The organism is Arthrobacter sp. cf158, assembly GCF_900106835.1.
In the GTDB taxonomy this organism is placed as follows: domain Bacteria; phylum Actinomycetota; class Actinomycetes; order Actinomycetales; family Micrococcaceae; genus Arthrobacter.
In genome coordinates this window covers 302,492-317,992 of record NZ_FNNR01000007.1, presented here as the reverse complement: position 1 = coordinate 317,992, position 15,501 = coordinate 302,492, and the positions used below count along the sequence as shown (strand labels likewise).

At 63.9% G+C, this 15,501-nt stretch carries 13 protein-coding genes; 8 read left to right on the top strand and 5 right to left on the bottom strand.

The window, feature by feature from the left end; genetic code table 11:
* Positions 1-40 precede the first annotated feature (40 nt).
* From BLW08_RS16090 to BLW08_RS16065, 6 genes are all read left to right on the top strand, one after another.
* Positions 41-2,029, top strand: a complete 1,989-nt coding sequence (locus tag BLW08_RS16090) for a cellulose biosynthesis cyclic di-GMP-binding regulatory protein BcsB (protein WP_091326329.1) — start codon at positions 41-43, stop codon at positions 2,027-2,029.
* A complete protein-coding gene (locus BLW08_RS16085; RefSeq protein ID WP_091326327.1) occupies positions 2,019-3,713 on the top strand; it encodes an ArnT family glycosyltransferase in 1,695 nt (564 codons plus the stop codon). Before BLW08_RS16090 ends, BLW08_RS16085 begins: the two co-directional genes overlap by 11 nt.
* Positions 3,710-5,668: a glycosyltransferase family 2 protein gene (locus tag BLW08_RS16080; RefSeq protein WP_091326325.1), complete on the top strand. Its 1,959-nt coding sequence runs from the start codon at positions 3,710-3,712 to the stop codon at positions 5,666-5,668. Before BLW08_RS16085 ends, BLW08_RS16080 begins: the two co-directional genes overlap by 4 nt.
* Before the next feature lie 111 nt (positions 5,669-5,779).
* Positions 5,780-6,958, top strand: a complete 1,179-nt coding sequence (locus BLW08_RS16075) for a GGDEF domain-containing protein (RefSeq protein ID WP_091326323.1) — start codon at positions 5,780-5,782, stop codon at positions 6,956-6,958.
* Complete coding sequence (locus BLW08_RS16070) at positions 6,955-7,458, top strand: hypothetical protein (RefSeq protein ID WP_091326321.1); 504 nt, start codon at positions 6,955-6,957, stop codon at positions 7,456-7,458. The genes BLW08_RS16075 and BLW08_RS16070 overlap by 4 nt, the downstream gene beginning before the upstream one ends.
* Positions 7,455-8,873, top strand: a complete 1,419-nt coding sequence (locus tag BLW08_RS16065; RefSeq protein ID WP_254779906.1) for a putative bifunctional diguanylate cyclase/phosphodiesterase — start codon at positions 7,455-7,457, stop codon at positions 8,871-8,873. The genes BLW08_RS16070 and BLW08_RS16065 overlap by 4 nt, the downstream gene beginning before the upstream one ends.
* A 67-nt stretch (positions 8,874-8,940) precedes the next feature.
* Here BLW08_RS16065 and purL read toward each other — a convergent pair whose 3' ends face one another.
* From purL to purS, 3 genes are read right to left on the bottom strand one after another with little or no spacing between them, the layout of a single operon-like run.
* A complete protein-coding gene (gene purL / locus BLW08_RS16060) occupies positions 8,941-11,250 on the bottom strand; it encodes a phosphoribosylformylglycinamidine synthase subunit PurL (protein ID WP_091326319.1) in 2,310 nt (769 codons plus the stop codon).
* Positions 11,247-12,017: a phosphoribosylformylglycinamidine synthase subunit PurQ gene (gene purQ / locus BLW08_RS16055; RefSeq protein ID WP_090824608.1), complete on the bottom strand. Its 771-nt coding sequence runs from the start codon at positions 12,015-12,017 to the stop codon at positions 11,247-11,249. The genes purL and purQ overlap by 4 nt, the downstream gene beginning before the upstream one ends.
* Position 12,018: 1 nt before the next feature.
* Entirely contained in the window at positions 12,019-12,270 is a 252-nt protein-coding gene (gene purS, locus BLW08_RS16050; protein WP_011773385.1) for a phosphoribosylformylglycinamidine synthase subunit PurS, read from the bottom strand.
* A 306-nt stretch (positions 12,271-12,576) separates the two neighbouring features.
* Between purS and BLW08_RS16045 the strand changes: the two genes are divergently transcribed.
* Together BLW08_RS16045 and BLW08_RS16040 are read left to right on the top strand one after the other, a co-directional pair.
* A complete protein-coding gene (locus tag BLW08_RS16045; protein ID WP_090824610.1) occupies positions 12,577-12,774 on the top strand; it encodes a hypothetical protein in 198 nt (65 codons plus the stop codon).
* A 122-nt stretch (positions 12,775-12,896) separates the two neighbouring features.
* On the top strand, positions 12,897-13,187 hold the full coding sequence (locus BLW08_RS16040) for a DUF1540 domain-containing protein (protein ID WP_090824612.1): 291 nt from the start codon (positions 12,897-12,899) through the stop codon (positions 13,185-13,187).
* Between the two features lie 61 nt (positions 13,188-13,248).
* Here the strand turns inward: BLW08_RS16040 and BLW08_RS16035 are convergent, their stop codons facing one another.
* Positions 13,249-14,244: a manganese catalase family protein gene (locus tag BLW08_RS16035; RefSeq protein ID WP_090824614.1), complete on the bottom strand. Its 996-nt coding sequence runs from the start codon at positions 14,242-14,244 to the stop codon at positions 13,249-13,251.
* Between the two features lie 153 nt (positions 14,245-14,397).
* A complete protein-coding gene (locus tag BLW08_RS16030) occupies positions 14,398-15,345 on the bottom strand; it encodes a phosphoglycerate dehydrogenase (protein ID WP_091326316.1) in 948 nt (315 codons plus the stop codon).
* Between the last annotated feature and the right edge of the window lie 156 nt (positions 15,346-15,501).

Here is a 15,501-nt window from a genome sequence, read left to right as displayed (position 1 = left end):
TGACAGACTCATTCGCTGCTAGTTACTCAGGACTGACATCGTGCCCCTCACCCCTGCCCGATCCCGTACCCGATCGCGTGCCGCGGCCGTTATTGTCGCGTGCGCCGCAACCCTGGCCCTCTCCGCCGTCACAGCTCCGGGAGCCCTCGCGGCGCCCTCGCAAGGATCTGCCCTGCAGACCTCCTCCAGCGTTTCTGCGTTGGCCGGCCAAAATGAGCAGACACTGGTGGTGCCGGTGACGGCAGGTCTGGAACCCACACGGGTGAAAGGGGCCATTTCAGTGTCCGGAAAGCCGGAAGGCACGGTCCGCGCAACGGTCAACGGCAGGGTCATCCTGGAAGCCAACGCGTCAGCGAACCTTGTCCTGGACGCAAGGGTCAGCAACGCCGACATCACCAACCAGCAACTGACAGTGGGGCTGCAGTTCGTCCCGGCAACCCAGACCATGTGTGTTGTTTCCAACGCCACGGCCACCCTCTCCAACCTGGTGGTCGATTTCAGCGGCACCGCCATGGTTCCCACCACGGTGGGCGAGTTCTTCCCGGTGTCCGTCCCCGCCGTCGTGCTTCCCGTCCCCGCGGATCCAGGCGCCGATGTTTCCGCGGCCATCATGACCGCGACAGCCGCCATGTCCCAGCGCTACCCGGACGCTGCCATCACGGTGGTTCCTGAGGCCGAGGTGGGGGCCCGCACGGCAGGCCTCCCGGCCGGCAGCCGGATCCTCAGCGTAGTGGCCGATCAGGGCGGGATCAGCACCAAGCTGGGCACCGCTGCCGGCCTGCCCCAGCTCATCCTCAGCGGCCACGATGAAGAGCTCCGCACAGCAGCCCGCGCGCTCGCCAGCGACAAGACCGCGCTCGCAGTGACCTCTTCAGTGACGGGCCTGACCTCCGCCCTGCCCGCGGCCCCCGGCCTGACCCAGAGCCTCAAGGACCTGGGCAGCACCACGCTCAAGCTGTCCGGCTACGGGACTCCGGAATCCTACGTAGGCGTCACGCAATCGCAGTTCGGCGGCCCCGTCTCCTCGGTGAAGGTCCAGCTCAAGGGCACCCACACAGCAGTTCCGGACAACGCCCAGGCCCAGATTTCGGTCTTCTGGAACGATTACCTGCTCAGCTCCAAGAACCTCGACGGCGGTGACACCTTCACGGTGGACGCTGACGTTCCAGCCGGGCAGCTTCAGGCGAAGAACGGCCTCCGGATTCGCCTTGCCGCCCTTCCGGCCGGCGGTGATTGCACCGGGCCTGCGGGTGTCATGCCCATGGAAGTAACCCTTGACACCGCGGGAAGCATCCTGGCCGCTGTTCGCGGCGGCTCCACGAAGGCCGGCTTTGCACGCTTCCCCCAGGCGTTTGGCCAGAGTGTTCCGGTGGCATTCGGAGACGGAAACGCCCAGGCAAACACCGTCAATGCAGCTTCCCTGGTGGCGTCCCTGCAGCGGGACAGTGCCACCTTGCTGGACACCCGCGTGGTGGGCCTTGATGCCCTGGCCGGCTCCAGTGAGTCCGGGCTGGTGGTGGGAGCCACCGCCGAGGTGGCCAACAAGCTCTCGGCACCCCTGCGGTTGGCCGAGTTCCGCACCATCTCGCCCTCCGGCGTCGAATATGGCGTGGGGACCACGGCACCGTTCGGCGTGCTGGAAGCGTTTGAGCAGGGCGGACGCGATCTGTTGCTCCTGGGTGCCTGGGCGCCCGAGGGAGACGCGGCAGCAGCCTCCGTGCTGCAGTCATCGCTGGCCACCCACGTGGGCGGCGTCGAAGGTGGGTGGGCCTCCCTGTCCCGCAACCTTCTGGTGACGCAGCCCTCGGGCACGCCCGTCCTGCTGGAAAGCAACGTGCTGGTTCCCCAAAAGGCGGTCACGGACGACTACCGGCCTTACGCCTGGTGGATCGGCGGAGCGGTGCTGGTGCTTGGCCTCGCTTTCGCCCTCAGGACTGTGCTCATGCGGCGTCACGCCAAGGAAGCTCAGGCGTACGTGGATGCTGAGGAAAAGGCGAGCGAACCGGCAGAACCGGGTCATGGCAACTAGCGTTGCCACGCGCCGCCGGGCTGCCCACCGGCAGCCGGCGTTGTGGTCCCTGACGTCGCTGGTGGCGTCGGGCTGGGAACGGCTGGGTGCTCCGGTAGTGGGCCGCAAGGTTCCCGGTACCAGGATCGTTGCCGTGGCGGCCCTGGTGGTGGGATACCTGGCGTGCCTCTACACCATCGGCCATGGCACCAACCTGGATTACTCCGACGCCCAGAGCCACCTCACCATCGCGCGCCGTATCTTCGACAGCAAGGCGCCCGGCTTTGAACAGCTGGGCACGGTCTGGTTGCCCATGCCGCACCTGCTGCTGGCACCGTTCGTGCTGAACATGTGGCTGTTCAGCACCGGTTGGGCCGCCGGAATCCTGGGTATCCTGGCATTGTCCGCCACCGCCACCGGCCTGTACTTGATCGCTGCCCGCCTGGGATTGGGCCGGGCAGGGCGGCTTGCCACCACCCTGGTGGTCCTGGCCAACCCCGCCGTCCTCTACGTCTACACCACGGCTCTCACCGAGCCGGTGCTCATCATGTGCATCGTGGGCGGCATGGCTGGCCTGGCGCATTGGGCCACCAGCCGCCGTCGAATGAGTGCCGGCGAGCTGGCTGTCTTCGCGGGGATTCCGTCTGCAGCAGCGGTGCTCTCGCGCTATGAGGGCTGGGCTCTGGTGATGACCGGAACCCTCTTTGTGCTGATCGTGGCCAAGCGCCGTACGGGTGGATGGCGCGAGGCGTTCACCATGGCCGGCGGCTACGTGATGGTCCCGGCAGCTGCCGTGCTCTGGTGGATTTCCTACAACTGGGCCATCTACGGCAACCCGCTGGAGTTCATGTTCGGGCAATACTCCGCTTACGCACAGCAGAAAAACATTACCGACGGCGGACTGTTGCCCACCAAGGGAAACCTTGGGCTCACGCTGACTACTTTCCATTGGTCGCTGCTGGAGACGGCCGGCGTGGTTGTTCTGGCCTTGGCGGCATGTGGTGCCGTGGTGCTCGTCTTCAGGCGGGGTTTCGCCAACAGCACCCTGCTGGTGGTGGTGACCGGCAGCGCCTATGCCTTCGCGTTGCTGAGCCTGTTCCTGGGGCAAACGGCCATCAACAACGATCATTCGCTGCCGGCCACGTGGTGGAACAACCGCTTCGCGCTGACGGCCTTGCCGCTGGTGGCCATCCTGGTGGCCGTGTTCGTTGAGGAAATCACCCGGCCCGCGCGGCTCAGGCCATGGCTGATCGGCGCTTTGCTGGCCGGGCTCGTGGTGCAGAACGTGTGGTGGAACGAGGATCCCACAGGCCGTCTTGCCGTGCTGGCCGAAGGCAGAATGTCCGCTGAATCCACTGCCAACTCCACTGCGGCGGCCCGCTGGCTCAACCAGCACTACCAGTCCGGTGGAATCCTGATGGACGAAAGTGCCCGTGGAAACGCCGTGCTGCCGGTGATGGGCATTCCGCTCAAGGAAATCTACAACCGAGCCTCCGGCGACTACTTTGGACCCGCACTGGAGGATCCCGCAAAGTATGCGCAATGGGTGTTCGTCAACGTCGAGGCAGGCACGGGTGCCCGGGATTCAGGTCCCACGGACCTGGTGTACCAAGCCATGATCAAGGACCCCTCCTTCAACGTCCGCTATTCCGTCGCGTTCTCCACGCCAACCCACCGGATCTATGAAAGGTCCTCCGACTCATGACACCCACGTCCCACACCGCGGACCTGCAGTACAACCGGCAGTCCATCGGCCAGACACTGCTGGCTGCAGGGCTGGTGACCCCGGAACAGATTCAGCGTGCACTGGACCGTGCAGCGAGCGAGGGGGGTCTGCTGGGCCGGCACCTCATACTGGAAGCCGGGCTGGACCGCCGTCGTATTTATGAAGTCCTTGCCGAGCAGTGGGAAGCCCCGCTGGTGGATCTGGTGGCCGAACCCGTCGATGACCGGCTGATGGAGCTGCTCGGTTACAGCGAGCTGGGCGAGCCGCACTGGCTGCCGTGGCGGATGGACGGTGATGTCCTGACAGTGGCCACTGCGGTGGCCCCCACGGCGGCGATTGCGCATGAAGCTGCCCTGACGTTCGGCGCCGGGTCCGTGGTGTTCCGCACCACCACGGACTGGGACATCAACCAGTCCATCCAGCGCTCCTTCCGCCGCCACCTCCTCTACGAGTCCGCCGAACGGCTGGCCGAGGAACGGCCGGGAGAGTCCGCGCGCACTGCCCTGACCCGATGGCAGCGCTACCTTCCGGTGGTCCTGATCGCGGGGCTTGTGCTCGCGTTCGTCCTCTCCCCGCTGACGGCCATCATCGTGCTGCTGGCCGCTGCCAACATCGTTTTCCTGGTCAGCATCGGCTTCAAATCGTTGGCAAGCCTGCGCCGTCCCTTCGACAACCTGCACCAGGCCGGAGTCACCAAAGCCCGGGACAGGGAGCGCGCCCGCCGTGGCCTTCCACCCTTGGCAGAGGAACGGATTCCCGACTCCGAGCTGCCTGTTTACACCATCCTGGTGCCCGTTTTCCGCGAAGCCAACATCATCGACAAACTGCTGGGCAACCTGGGGCAGCTGGACTATCCGCGCTCCAAACTGGACGTCCTGGTCCTGTTGGAAGAAGACGATGCCGAGACGATTGCGGCAGCAAAGGCTTCCCGGCCACCGGAGTATGTCCGCATTCTCATCGTGCCCAAGGGCGATCCCCAGACCAAACCCCGTGCGTGCAATTACGGGCTGACGTTTGCCCGCGGTGAGTACGTGGTGATCTACGACGCCGAGGACCGGCCGGACCCTGGCCAGCTCAGGGCGTCCATTGCGGCGTTCAAGCAGGATGAGTTCGAACGGCAGCACCTCAACCCCCACCGCAAACCGCTCATCTGTGTCCAGGCCGCGCTGAACTACTTCAACGCAGACCAAAACGTCCTCACCAGGATGTTCACCATCGAGTACACCCACTGGTTCGACTCAATGCTCCCGGGCCTGGACAACTCCGGCATCCCGCTTCCGCTGGGCGGTACGTCCAACCACTTCGTCACCTCCTTGCTCAAGGAAGTGGGCGCCTGGGATCCGTGGAACGTCACCGAGGACGCTGACCTGGGCCTCCGGGCAGCCGTGGACGGATACCGCGTGGGCGTCATCAACTCCACCACCTGGGAAGAAGCGTGCTCGCAGGTGCCCGCCTGGATCAAGCAGCGCACGCGTTGGATCAAGGGGTACATGGTGACCTCCGCCGTGAACACCAGAAACTCGCTGCGCTACATCAAGAGCACCGGGGTGGCCGGCACCATCGGCTTCCTTGGCCTCATCCTGGGAACACCGCTCGCGTTCCTGGCCTACCCGCTGGTGGTCGGCTTCACCGTGGTCACCTACATCGGTTACGACATTGTGGGCTTGGTCCTGCCCCAGTGGCTGTTGGTGGGAGGCGTGGTGTCCATGCTGTTCGGCAACGCCATGATGATCATCGTTTCCGGCGTTGCCACCCTGCGTCGCCATGGCTGGCGGATCGCCATTTTCGCGCTGTTGAACCCCTTCTACTGGGTGCTGCACTCGGTAGCCGCCTGGCGGGCGGCTTGGCAGATGCTCACCAGCCCGCACAAGTGGGAGAAGACTCCCCACGGCCTGGAAGCGGAATACCACGACGACGGCCACTGGGCGGGTTGAGGTCCAGCACCGGATCTTGAGCGAATCTTGAGCAAATGCCGCATCCGGGTTGAGTAACCACCAAGACACTGGACTCAAAGGCCGAAGGATGACCAGCTGAGGGGGTTGGACATGGTGCTCGATGCGTTTTCAGTAAGAGTCGCCCTGGGCGTGGTCACAGTGACCCTTTTGGTGTTGTTCTGCACCTCCTTCCACCGCACCCGCTCGCCGTACGCCGGTTGGTGGAGCCTGGCTTTGATGGAATTCATGGTGGGCAACGCAGCCTTCCTGCTCAACGGCTCCCCGCACCAGCAATGGGCCAACCCTCTGGGCAATGTCCTGGTGGTGGCCGGAGCCTTCAGCGTCTGGGCCGGGGCCCGTTCCCTTCGCGACCTTAAAGCGGTGCCATGGCAGCTGGCCGTTGGGCCCGCCGTGACGGCCTTGGCATCCATCCTGGAAAACCCCGGCACCAATGTTTGGTCCGGAGGGATGGTCTACCTGGCCATGATGACGGCGGGCATCGCTCTTGCCGCGAAGGATCTCTGGTTGATCAAGGCCTCGCACTCCCAGGTCCACAAGGCGCTGTCACTGGCCGCTGGCCTCCTGGCTGCCTACTACTTGGGCCGCTGGGTGGTCTACGTACTGGAAGGCCCCGGCGGGGAAACTTTCCGCACCTACTTTGGGCCCGGCCCATCCGGGCTGGTCTCCATGGTCCTTTTGGTCACCGTGTCCTTCAGCATGACCGCCCTCACCAGCGATCAACTCATCAAGGGACTCAAGGAACGGGCGGCCCGCGACCATCTGACGGGCCTCCTCAACCGTGGAACCTTCCTGGACCTGGCCACCACAGAACTCAACCGGCTCCACTCGACGGGGTCCGGCGCGGCCGTGGTGCTGGCAGACCTCGATCATTTCAAGGCCGTCAATGACGAATACGGTCACGGGGCAGGAGACGTGGCACTGAGGGCGTTCGCTGAGGCCTGTGCCGCTTCGGTCAGGTCAACAGATCTGATCGGACGTTACGGGGGCGAGGAATTCATCCTCTTCCTGCCCGGAGCCACACAGGACCGTGCCGAAAGCATAGCCACCGAAATCAGCCGCCGCATGGCAGCTACACCGACGCCGGACGGCGTCGCATTCCCCACCATCAGCTATGGAGTCACCTCCAGCATCCCGGCAGGAGCAGATTTGACCTTCATGATCGAGGTAGCGGACGCAGCCCTTTACAGCGCCAAGGCTCAAGGAAGAAACCGGATTGTAGGAGCGGACCGCCTGGAGGCGGCCATTATCGCGGATGAGGCACGATCATGACCTTCAACGAACTCACCACCAAGATCCAGATCCAGCACACGCAGGAGCTGTCCGCTTTCCGGCACAACATCACCAGTCCTCCTTACAAGGCCGGAACGCCCACACAGCTCAATGCTGACCGTCGATCGGTCCGCATGGGCCCCGTCCAGTCAGTGGAGGACGGCAACGCCAACCTGACCATTGTGGCGGACGTGGAAGGCCTCGCCTGGTTCACCGCGGACAAAGGACTTCTGGGCAGCTGCATCACGGTGTCCATCGCAGGCCACCGCAGGAACACGGGTACCCGAGTCCACCTGCCGCTGGCCGAATGCGATGCGTGGATTGAAGCGATCCTCGGAGGATCCTGGATCACGCACGTGTACCGGGCCGGGAACAAGGTGGCGGCCGATGGCAGGCTGGACATCGCCTCCTACCGGCTCTTCCTGGACGAACGGCGCAATCCCGTCTCCAAGCCGCAGGCCGTAGCCGACTCGACGCTCCGAAGCCTGGCAGAATCGTGACCAGCACGGCCCCTGACAGTCCTGCCCATCTGGATCCCCGTCTAGGGAAGCTGGAACGGCACATCCAGGCCCTGATGCAGGAACTCCACCAAGCACGCTACGAACAGCGCCGGGAAGCGCTCACGGACACGCTCACCGGCGTGGGTAACCGCACGGCGCTGGTCAATGCCTTCCAGGAAGCGCAGGTGGCCGCGGCCCGGGGCGCCCCGCAGCCTGCGCTTTTGCTCCTCAACCTGGATGGGTTCAACGCGCTCAAGAAGTCCGCCGGCCACGCCGCCGCGGACCAGGTCCTGGTCACCGTCGCGATGCGCATCCGGTCCGCTGTCCGGGAGAACGACGTCGTCACCCGGCTGGGCGGCGACGAGTTCGCCGTGCTCTTGCCCGCCACCCCGCAAGCCCGGGCCACCGCCGTCGGGAACCGCATCCTGGCCGCGCTGGAACCCAACATAGACCTCGGAAACAACACAGTGCGTTGTGGTGCCAGCATGGGTCTGCGGATCGCGGAGCCGCACCACACGGTGGAGGACCTGCTCCAGGAAGCCGATTTCGCCGTCGATGAGTCCAAAAGCGAGGGCCGGAACAAGCTCAAAGTGTTCGACCCCGCAACGCTGCACGCCAGGCAACTTCAACGGCAGATAGTAGGCGAACTCCGTGAGGCCATCCGCTCTGAGCAGCTGGTCCTCTTTTTCCAGCCGATCGTGGAGCTTGCGACAGGAAAAATCGAAGGCTGCGAGGCCCTGGTCCGCTGGGACCATCCCGTCCACGGGCTGATCATGCCCGACCACTTCATTCCGGTGGCCGCAGCCACCGGGCTCATCGCGGAATTGGGAAGATGGGTCCTGCGCACGGCTGTGCGGCAGCTGCGGCATTGGCGCGACAACCCGGCCACTGCGCAGCACACCTTCTCCATGCGCATCAACGTCTCCGCCGCGGACCTGCAAAGCCTGGAGTTCGTGGACGACGTCAGTGAAGCGTTGGCGGAGGAAAGCCTTCCTCCGGAATCGCTGGTGCTGGAGCTGACCGAGAGCGCCATCATCCAGAACAACGAGCTTGACCGCTACACCTTGGCGAGCCTGCACCGATTGGGCGTTGGACTGGAGATCGACGACTTCGGGGCCGGCTACTCGTCCATGGGCTACCTGCGGAAACTCCCCGTGGACCGCGTGAAGGTGGACCGGCAGTTCGTGAAGGACCTGGGCAAAGACCCGTCCCAGCTCAGCTTCCTGGCCGCAATCCAGGAAGTCATCCGCTCTTGTGGCCTGGAAGGGATCTGGGAGGGGATCGAGTCCGCCGAGCAGGCCGAAGCCCTGCGGAGCATCGGGTGTACCAGCGGGCAGGGGTATTACTTCGGCAAGCCGTTGCCCGAGGCTGACTTTACGGAGCAGTTGTCCCGGCAGCAGACCTGGCCGGCGTAAACTCCTGCGGGAACGCGCAAGGCCCCGGCACTCTTCGAGCGCCGGGGCCTTGCGACGTTAGCTGTTCCTAGCCGAAATACTTGGGCAGGGTTGCTTCGTGTGCTTCGCGGAGAGCGTCCAGGGAGAGCTCGTCCACGCCGTTGATCTCCAGCTTTCCACCGGCAGCGTCAACAACGCCGATCCGGAGGTGGGCAAAGCCGCGGGCGGTGCACATGTCCTTGAACCGGACTTCCTCGGAGCGCGGCACGGAAACGATGGCCCGGGCCTGCGTCTCGGAGAAGAGGGCCGTGAACAGGTCCACGCCGTCGCGCTCCATGAGTTCCTCAAGGGCGATGCGGGCACCCACGCCGTAGCGCAGCGAGGACTCCACCAAGGCAGCCGCGAGGCCACCTTCGGAGAGGTCGTGTGCTGCGTCAACCATGCCGTCGCGGGAAGCGTTGATCAGGATCTCGCCCAAAGCGCGCTCTGCTGCGAGGTCAACCTTCGGCGGCAAGCCACCAAGGTGTCCGCGGAGGTTGGACCATTCCGAACCATCCAGTTCTGCTGCGGTGGTGCCCAGCAGGTAGATGGCCTGGCCGTCCTCACGCCAGCCCGACGGCGTGCGGCGGGCGACGTCGTCGAGCTTGCCCAGAACTGCCACCACAGGGGAGGGGTGGATCGGCGTGGTGCCGGTCTGGTTGTAGAGCGAGACGTTGCCGCCGGTCACGGGGATGCCGAGTTCCATGCAGGCGTCGGAGAGACCACGGATGGCTTCGGCCAGCTGCCACATGACATCCGGGTCCTCGGGGGAGCCGAAGTTCAGGCAGTCGCTGACGGCCATCGGAATAGCACCGGAGGTGGCTACGTTGCGGTAGGCCTCAGCCAGTGCGAGCTGTGCACCCTGGTACGGCTCGAGGTAGGTGTAGCGGCCGTTGGCGTCAGTAGCCAAGGCAACGCCCAAGCCGGTTTCCTCGTCAACGCGGACCACGCCGGCATCGTCCGGGAACGCCATCGCGGTGTTGCCGCCAACGTAGCGGTCGTACTGCTTGGTGATCCAGGCCTTGCTGCACATGTTCGGTGATGCAACGAGTTCGGTGACGGCTGCGGCCAGCTCGGTGGGAGCCGAGGGACGGCCTGCGTCCTCCACGGAACCGGTGAAGGAGTTGGCCTGCACCGAGTCCTGCCACTCCGGCCGGGCGAAAGGACGGTCGTAGACCGGGCCGTCGTGCGCAACGGTGCGGGGATCGACGTCGACGATTACTTCGCCTTCCCAGGTGATGATGAGGCGACCGGTATCGGTAACTTCACCCAACCAGGAGTACTCCACGGCCCACTTGTCCATCACAGCTTCGAACGCGGCGATGTTCTCCGGGGTGACCACGGCCATCATGCGTTCCTGCGACTCGGACATGAGGATCTCGCCCGGGGTCAGCGTGGGGTCGCGGAGCAGGACCGAGGTCAGCTCCACTTCCATGCCGCCGTCGCCGTTGGACGCGAGCTCGGACGTGGCACAGGAAATACCTGCGGCGCCGAGGTCCTGGATGCCTTCAACCAGCGAGCCCTTGAAGAGCTCAAGGCAGCATTCGATGAGGACCTTCTCAGCGAAGGGGTCGCCCACCTGGACGGCCGGACGCTTGGAGGGCTTGGTGTCATCGAAGGACTCCGAAGCGAGCACCGAGGCGCCGCCGATTCCGTCGCCACCCGTGCGGGCACCGAACAGGACAACCTTGTTGCCCTTGCCGGAGGCGTTGGCCAGGCGGATGTCCTCGTGGCGCATGACGCCCACGGCCAGTGCGTTCACCAGCGGGTTGCCCTGGTAGACGGAGTCGAACACCATTTCGCCACCGATGTTCGGCAGGCCGAGGCAGTTTCCGTAGCCACCGATGCCGGCAACAGCACCGTGCATGACGCGGGCGGTGTCCGGGTGGTCGATCGCGCCGAAGCGCAACGGGTCCATCACGGCTACCGGGCGGGCACCCATGGAGATGATGTCGCGGACAATGCCGCCGATGCCGGTAGCGGCACCCTGGTACGGCTCAACGAACGACGGCGAGTTGTGTGACTCGATCTTGAACGTCACGGCCCAGCCGTCGCCCAGGTTGGTGACGCCGGCGTTCTCGCCGATGCCAACCAGCATGTCCTTCTTCATTTCCTCGGTGACCTTCTCGCCAAACTGGCGGAGGTGGTTCTTGGAGGACTTGTAGGAGCAGTGCTCGCTCCACATGACGGAGTACATGGCCAGCTCAGCGCCGGTGGGGCGGCGGCCAAGGACCTTGACGATCTCGTCGAATTCGTTCTGCTTCAAGCCCAGCTCGGCCCACGGGAGTTCCGTGTCCGGGGTCTTGGCAGCGTGCTCAACGGTGTCGATGTTGAACTTCTTGGTGGTTTCCGTGGTCACTTGTCGCCTCCCACAATCTTGGTCAGTACGGAGGTGAAGAAGCCCAGGCCATCGGTGTCGCGGGGAGCGCCATCAAGGCTTTCGGGGCCGAAGCCGGTTTCCACAGCGTGCTCCGGGTGCGGCATGAGGCCCACCACGTTGCCCGCGGCGTTGGAGATGCCGGCGATGTCGCGGCGGGAGCCGTTCGGGTTGAAGCCCACGTAGCGGAACACCACGCGGCCCTCAGCCTCAAGGGCATCCAGGGTCTTCTCGTCGGCGATGTACTGGCCGTCCTGGTTCTTCAACGGCACAATGATTTCCTGGCCGTCGGTATAGTCCACGGTCCACGCAGTGTTGGCGTTTTCCACGCGCAGCGTCTGGTCGCGGCAGATGAACTTCAGGTGGTCGTTCTTGATCATGGAACCGGGCAGCAGGTGCGACTCGGTGAGGATCTGGAAACCATTGCAAATACCCAAAACCGGGAGCTTTGCCTCGGAGTTCGCAGCATCGATGATCTTGGACATCAACGGCGCGAAACGTGAGATGGCGCCTGCGCGGAGGTAGTCGCCGTAGGAGAAACCGCCGGGGATGATGACGGCGTCAACATCGCCGAGCTCCGAGTCAGCATGCCAAAGCGGCACCGCCGTGGCGCCTGCAAGCCGCACTGCACGGGCGGCGTCGCGGTCGTCCAGGGTTCCGGGGAAGGTGACGACGCCGATCTTGGCGCCAGCCAAACGGGGCTCTGCGGCGACGGCTACAGCCTCGCCAATCAGGGGGATCGACGTCATATCAGGCCTCGACGACCTCGACGTTGACAACATCCTCGATCACCGGGTTGGACAGGAGGGTCTCGGCAGCTTCGCGGGCCTGGGCCAGGATAGCGTCGGTCACCTCGCCGTCGACGGTCAGTTCGAAACGCTTGCCCTGGCGGACTGCGCTGAAGCTGTTGAAGCCGAGGCGGGGCAGTGCACCCACGATGGCCTTCCCCTGGGGGTCCAGAATCTCGGGCTTGGGCATGACGTCAACGACGATCCGGGGCATCCGGTAACTCCTGTGCGTGAGTTGGGTGAACCTTAAATAAGGCTGCCGCGGAGATGCCGTCTCACGCCGTTCAGCCGCATTCAAACAGCGTTATTAACACAGGGTTAAACACGGTGGTGATCTGCAATGTTTGAACGGCATGGGGGGCGCTCCGCGAGCTTGCACACCTATTCTACCGGGAGCCGCGCACATACCCTATTCAGCCGGATTCCGCGAGGACACCCCGCCGTGGCGGGGGAAACAGGGTCAGATCAAGGCCCGACGGCGGCACTTTCGCAGGGTGGCGGGCGTCACTAGGATTGCGGCATGGCTGAGAAACCGAAATCGATGGTGCTGGGCGTTGTGGCCGCAGCCGTTTTTGCCGGATTGGGCCGAATGGTCATCCAGAAGATCATGGCGGACCGGGCCGCACGGGAGAGCCGGGTTGCTGCGCCCCTGGATGAGGAAACCCGGGCAAAAATCAGCCAGGCACTGCGCACGCCCAGCCGGGCCCCTGGGAAATAGCCCCCATTAGCGCACGTACAAATGCGCTATTTGAGCGGGTTAAACCACGCATTTCCGGCGTAGTTTGGGTAGTACACGCGGGGTTTACCCCAGTACTTTTCAGGATCCAACCAGGAGGAACAATGACCGAACATGTTGCCGAAGTATCCGCCTGCAGCGTTGGCACGTGCGGATTCAACCACAATGGATGTACGGCCTTTGGAATCACCATCGGTGGCAGCCAGGACCACGCTTCCTGCGCAACGTTCATTGACACCAATGCCATGGGTGGCCTGCCCAAGGTCCTCGCCCACGTTGGTGCCTGCCAGCGGTCCGAGTGCGTCCACAACAACAACCTGATGTGCGAGGCACATGACGTCAAGGTTGGACCCGGCCGCGAAGCTGCAGACTGCCTGACGTACGAGCACGCCTGATACTTTCCTTCGACAAAAAGGGTCCCCGCCTCGGTTGAGGCGGGGACCCTTTTTATGGTGGCTACTTCTTCTTGCTTGCCGGATTCTTTGGCGAAGGCTTGGCTGGCGTGGACGTGGACTCCTTGGGGTTGTCCGCGTCCTTGAGTTCCTGTTCGGCCGTGGCCTGGATCAGGGCCATCAAATCCGGGTCCAGGCCGGGGGCAAATTCTTCCTTGCGTTCCGGCGAGATGGTCATGGGGAATCCGTCGGGCATCTGCTGGGTGCTGAGCTCCGTGCCATCGTTCGATGGTGACGCTCCCCGGTAGAGTTTGCCTGCTTCACTCAGGTTGTCTGCGCTGAAGGTGTACTGGATGCTCTGCAGGCCCTTGTCCAAGAGTTTCTTGACCTCCGGGAATTGCTCGGCGTTGGTCTTGGGGATGGGAAGCAATTTGCCCCAGTTCACGCCCAGGCTCTCCAAAGCCTTGGCGTAAGCATTCTCGTGCGCCTGGTCACGGACAATGAGGTACGCGATGGTGGAACGCGCGGTCTTGTTGTCCGTCATTTCGTAGATGCGGCACTTCTGCAGCCTGCCCGTTGATTCCAGCATCAGGTTGTAGAGCAGGTCCAGTACCAGGTTGCCGCTGTTGTAGACGTAGGAGCCACTCCACGGATTGCCGGCAGCATCCACGGGCAGTGCGCCCTGGGCACCCACCAGGTAGTGGTGGATATTGCTGGTGTCCAGCGCGATCTTCAGGGGAGTCGCTCCCTTTGCTCCGGGTTCGTCCACAGGATCGGACTTCTTCCCTTGGTAGCGCGGTGAACCATCCAGGAGCTGGGAAATGGTAGTCCCGATGAGCTCCACGTGGCTGATCTCTTCGGTGCCGATGCCCTGGAGGAGGTCCTTGTAGGGTTTCGAGGCGGCGTCACCCCGGAAATTCATGCTTTGGAAGAGGTACTGCATCATGGTGCGCATCTCGCCGAACTGTCCGCCGAGACCTTCCTGGAGGGCATTGGCGGCCGCGGGATCCGGCTCGTCGGAGGCGATTTCATTGATGAGAAGCTGGGTGTGCAGGTACATACGTTTCCTCACGTTGTCTCATGCTGTGCGTGGGATGGAAACCCTCTGCTGGCCACCCCGGACTCCATAACATAAGCATGCTTACTATTTTCACGCAAGGGTATTTCCCGCAAGGAAACCGGCCGGACTGAGCCGGATTGATGCGGGTGTTGGCTAGCCGGCCACCTGGTTGGTCAGTGGCTTGCCGTCCTTGAGTGCGGCGATGTTTTCTGTGACCAGACGGGCGGAACCTTTGGGGCGGTTGCCTGCCACGTGCGGCGTGATGATGAGGTTCGGGGCACTCCACAGTTTCGAGTCGGTGGGGAGGGGCTCAATTTTGGTGACATCCAAGGCCGCGGCGCGCAGGCGGCCCTCGGTAAGAGCTGCAAGAAGTGCGTCTTCGTCCACCGTTGCGCCGCGGCCCACGTTCACAAAAATTGCCGTTGATGGCAGGGCGGCGAGGATCTCCTTGCTGAGGGAGTCCGTGGTTTCCGGGGTGGCGGGCAGGATGGAGATCAGCACGTCGGTTGCACCCAGGACCTCGGACAGTTCGTCGGTGGAAACCACGGGGAATCCGTAACGTTCGCCCTTGGAGTTGGCGACGCCGGTGACCGTCGCGCCCAATGCTGCCAGCAGGGGAGCGAGTCGCCCTGCGATGGAGCCGAAGCCCCAAATGGTGACCTTGGCGCCGTCGAGCGTGTAGAGCTGTTCGGTGTCGGGGTTGGACTGTTCGGCGTTGTAGGGCTGGTTCCACGTGTTTGCCTTCTGGGAATCCTGCAAAACGTCCAGCCGGCGCACGGCTGCCAGTACCAGTGCCAGCGCGTGCTCGGCCACCGGGCCGTCGTGGAGTGAGCGGCCCGAGGTGATGGCCACGGTGTCCGCGAAGCCAGCGGCGAGCACGGAATCCGGGCCGGCCGCGAGCGTCTGGACCAGTTTCAGATGGGGCATCGACCCGGCGGCGTCGGACAGGTTTTCTGACGTGTTCCGCCATACCACCAGAACCTCGGCGTCCCGGTGTTCAGCAGGAATCGGCTGGTCCACCGCGTAAACCACCACATCGTCACCCGCGGCAGCGAGGTGGGCGAGGTCCAGTTCGATGGTGTCCGGGACGAGGATTTTCACGTTGGCTCCAGGGGTCTGTGTTGCGGGGGCTTTTCGCTCTCGAGGCTATCTCTTCGCCCGGCCCGGGGTGGCTCGTGAACTTCATCTCTAGCAATGTGACGACTGACACCTTATGGTTGTAGGACGTTCGACGTGGCACGTAACACAAGCAATCTT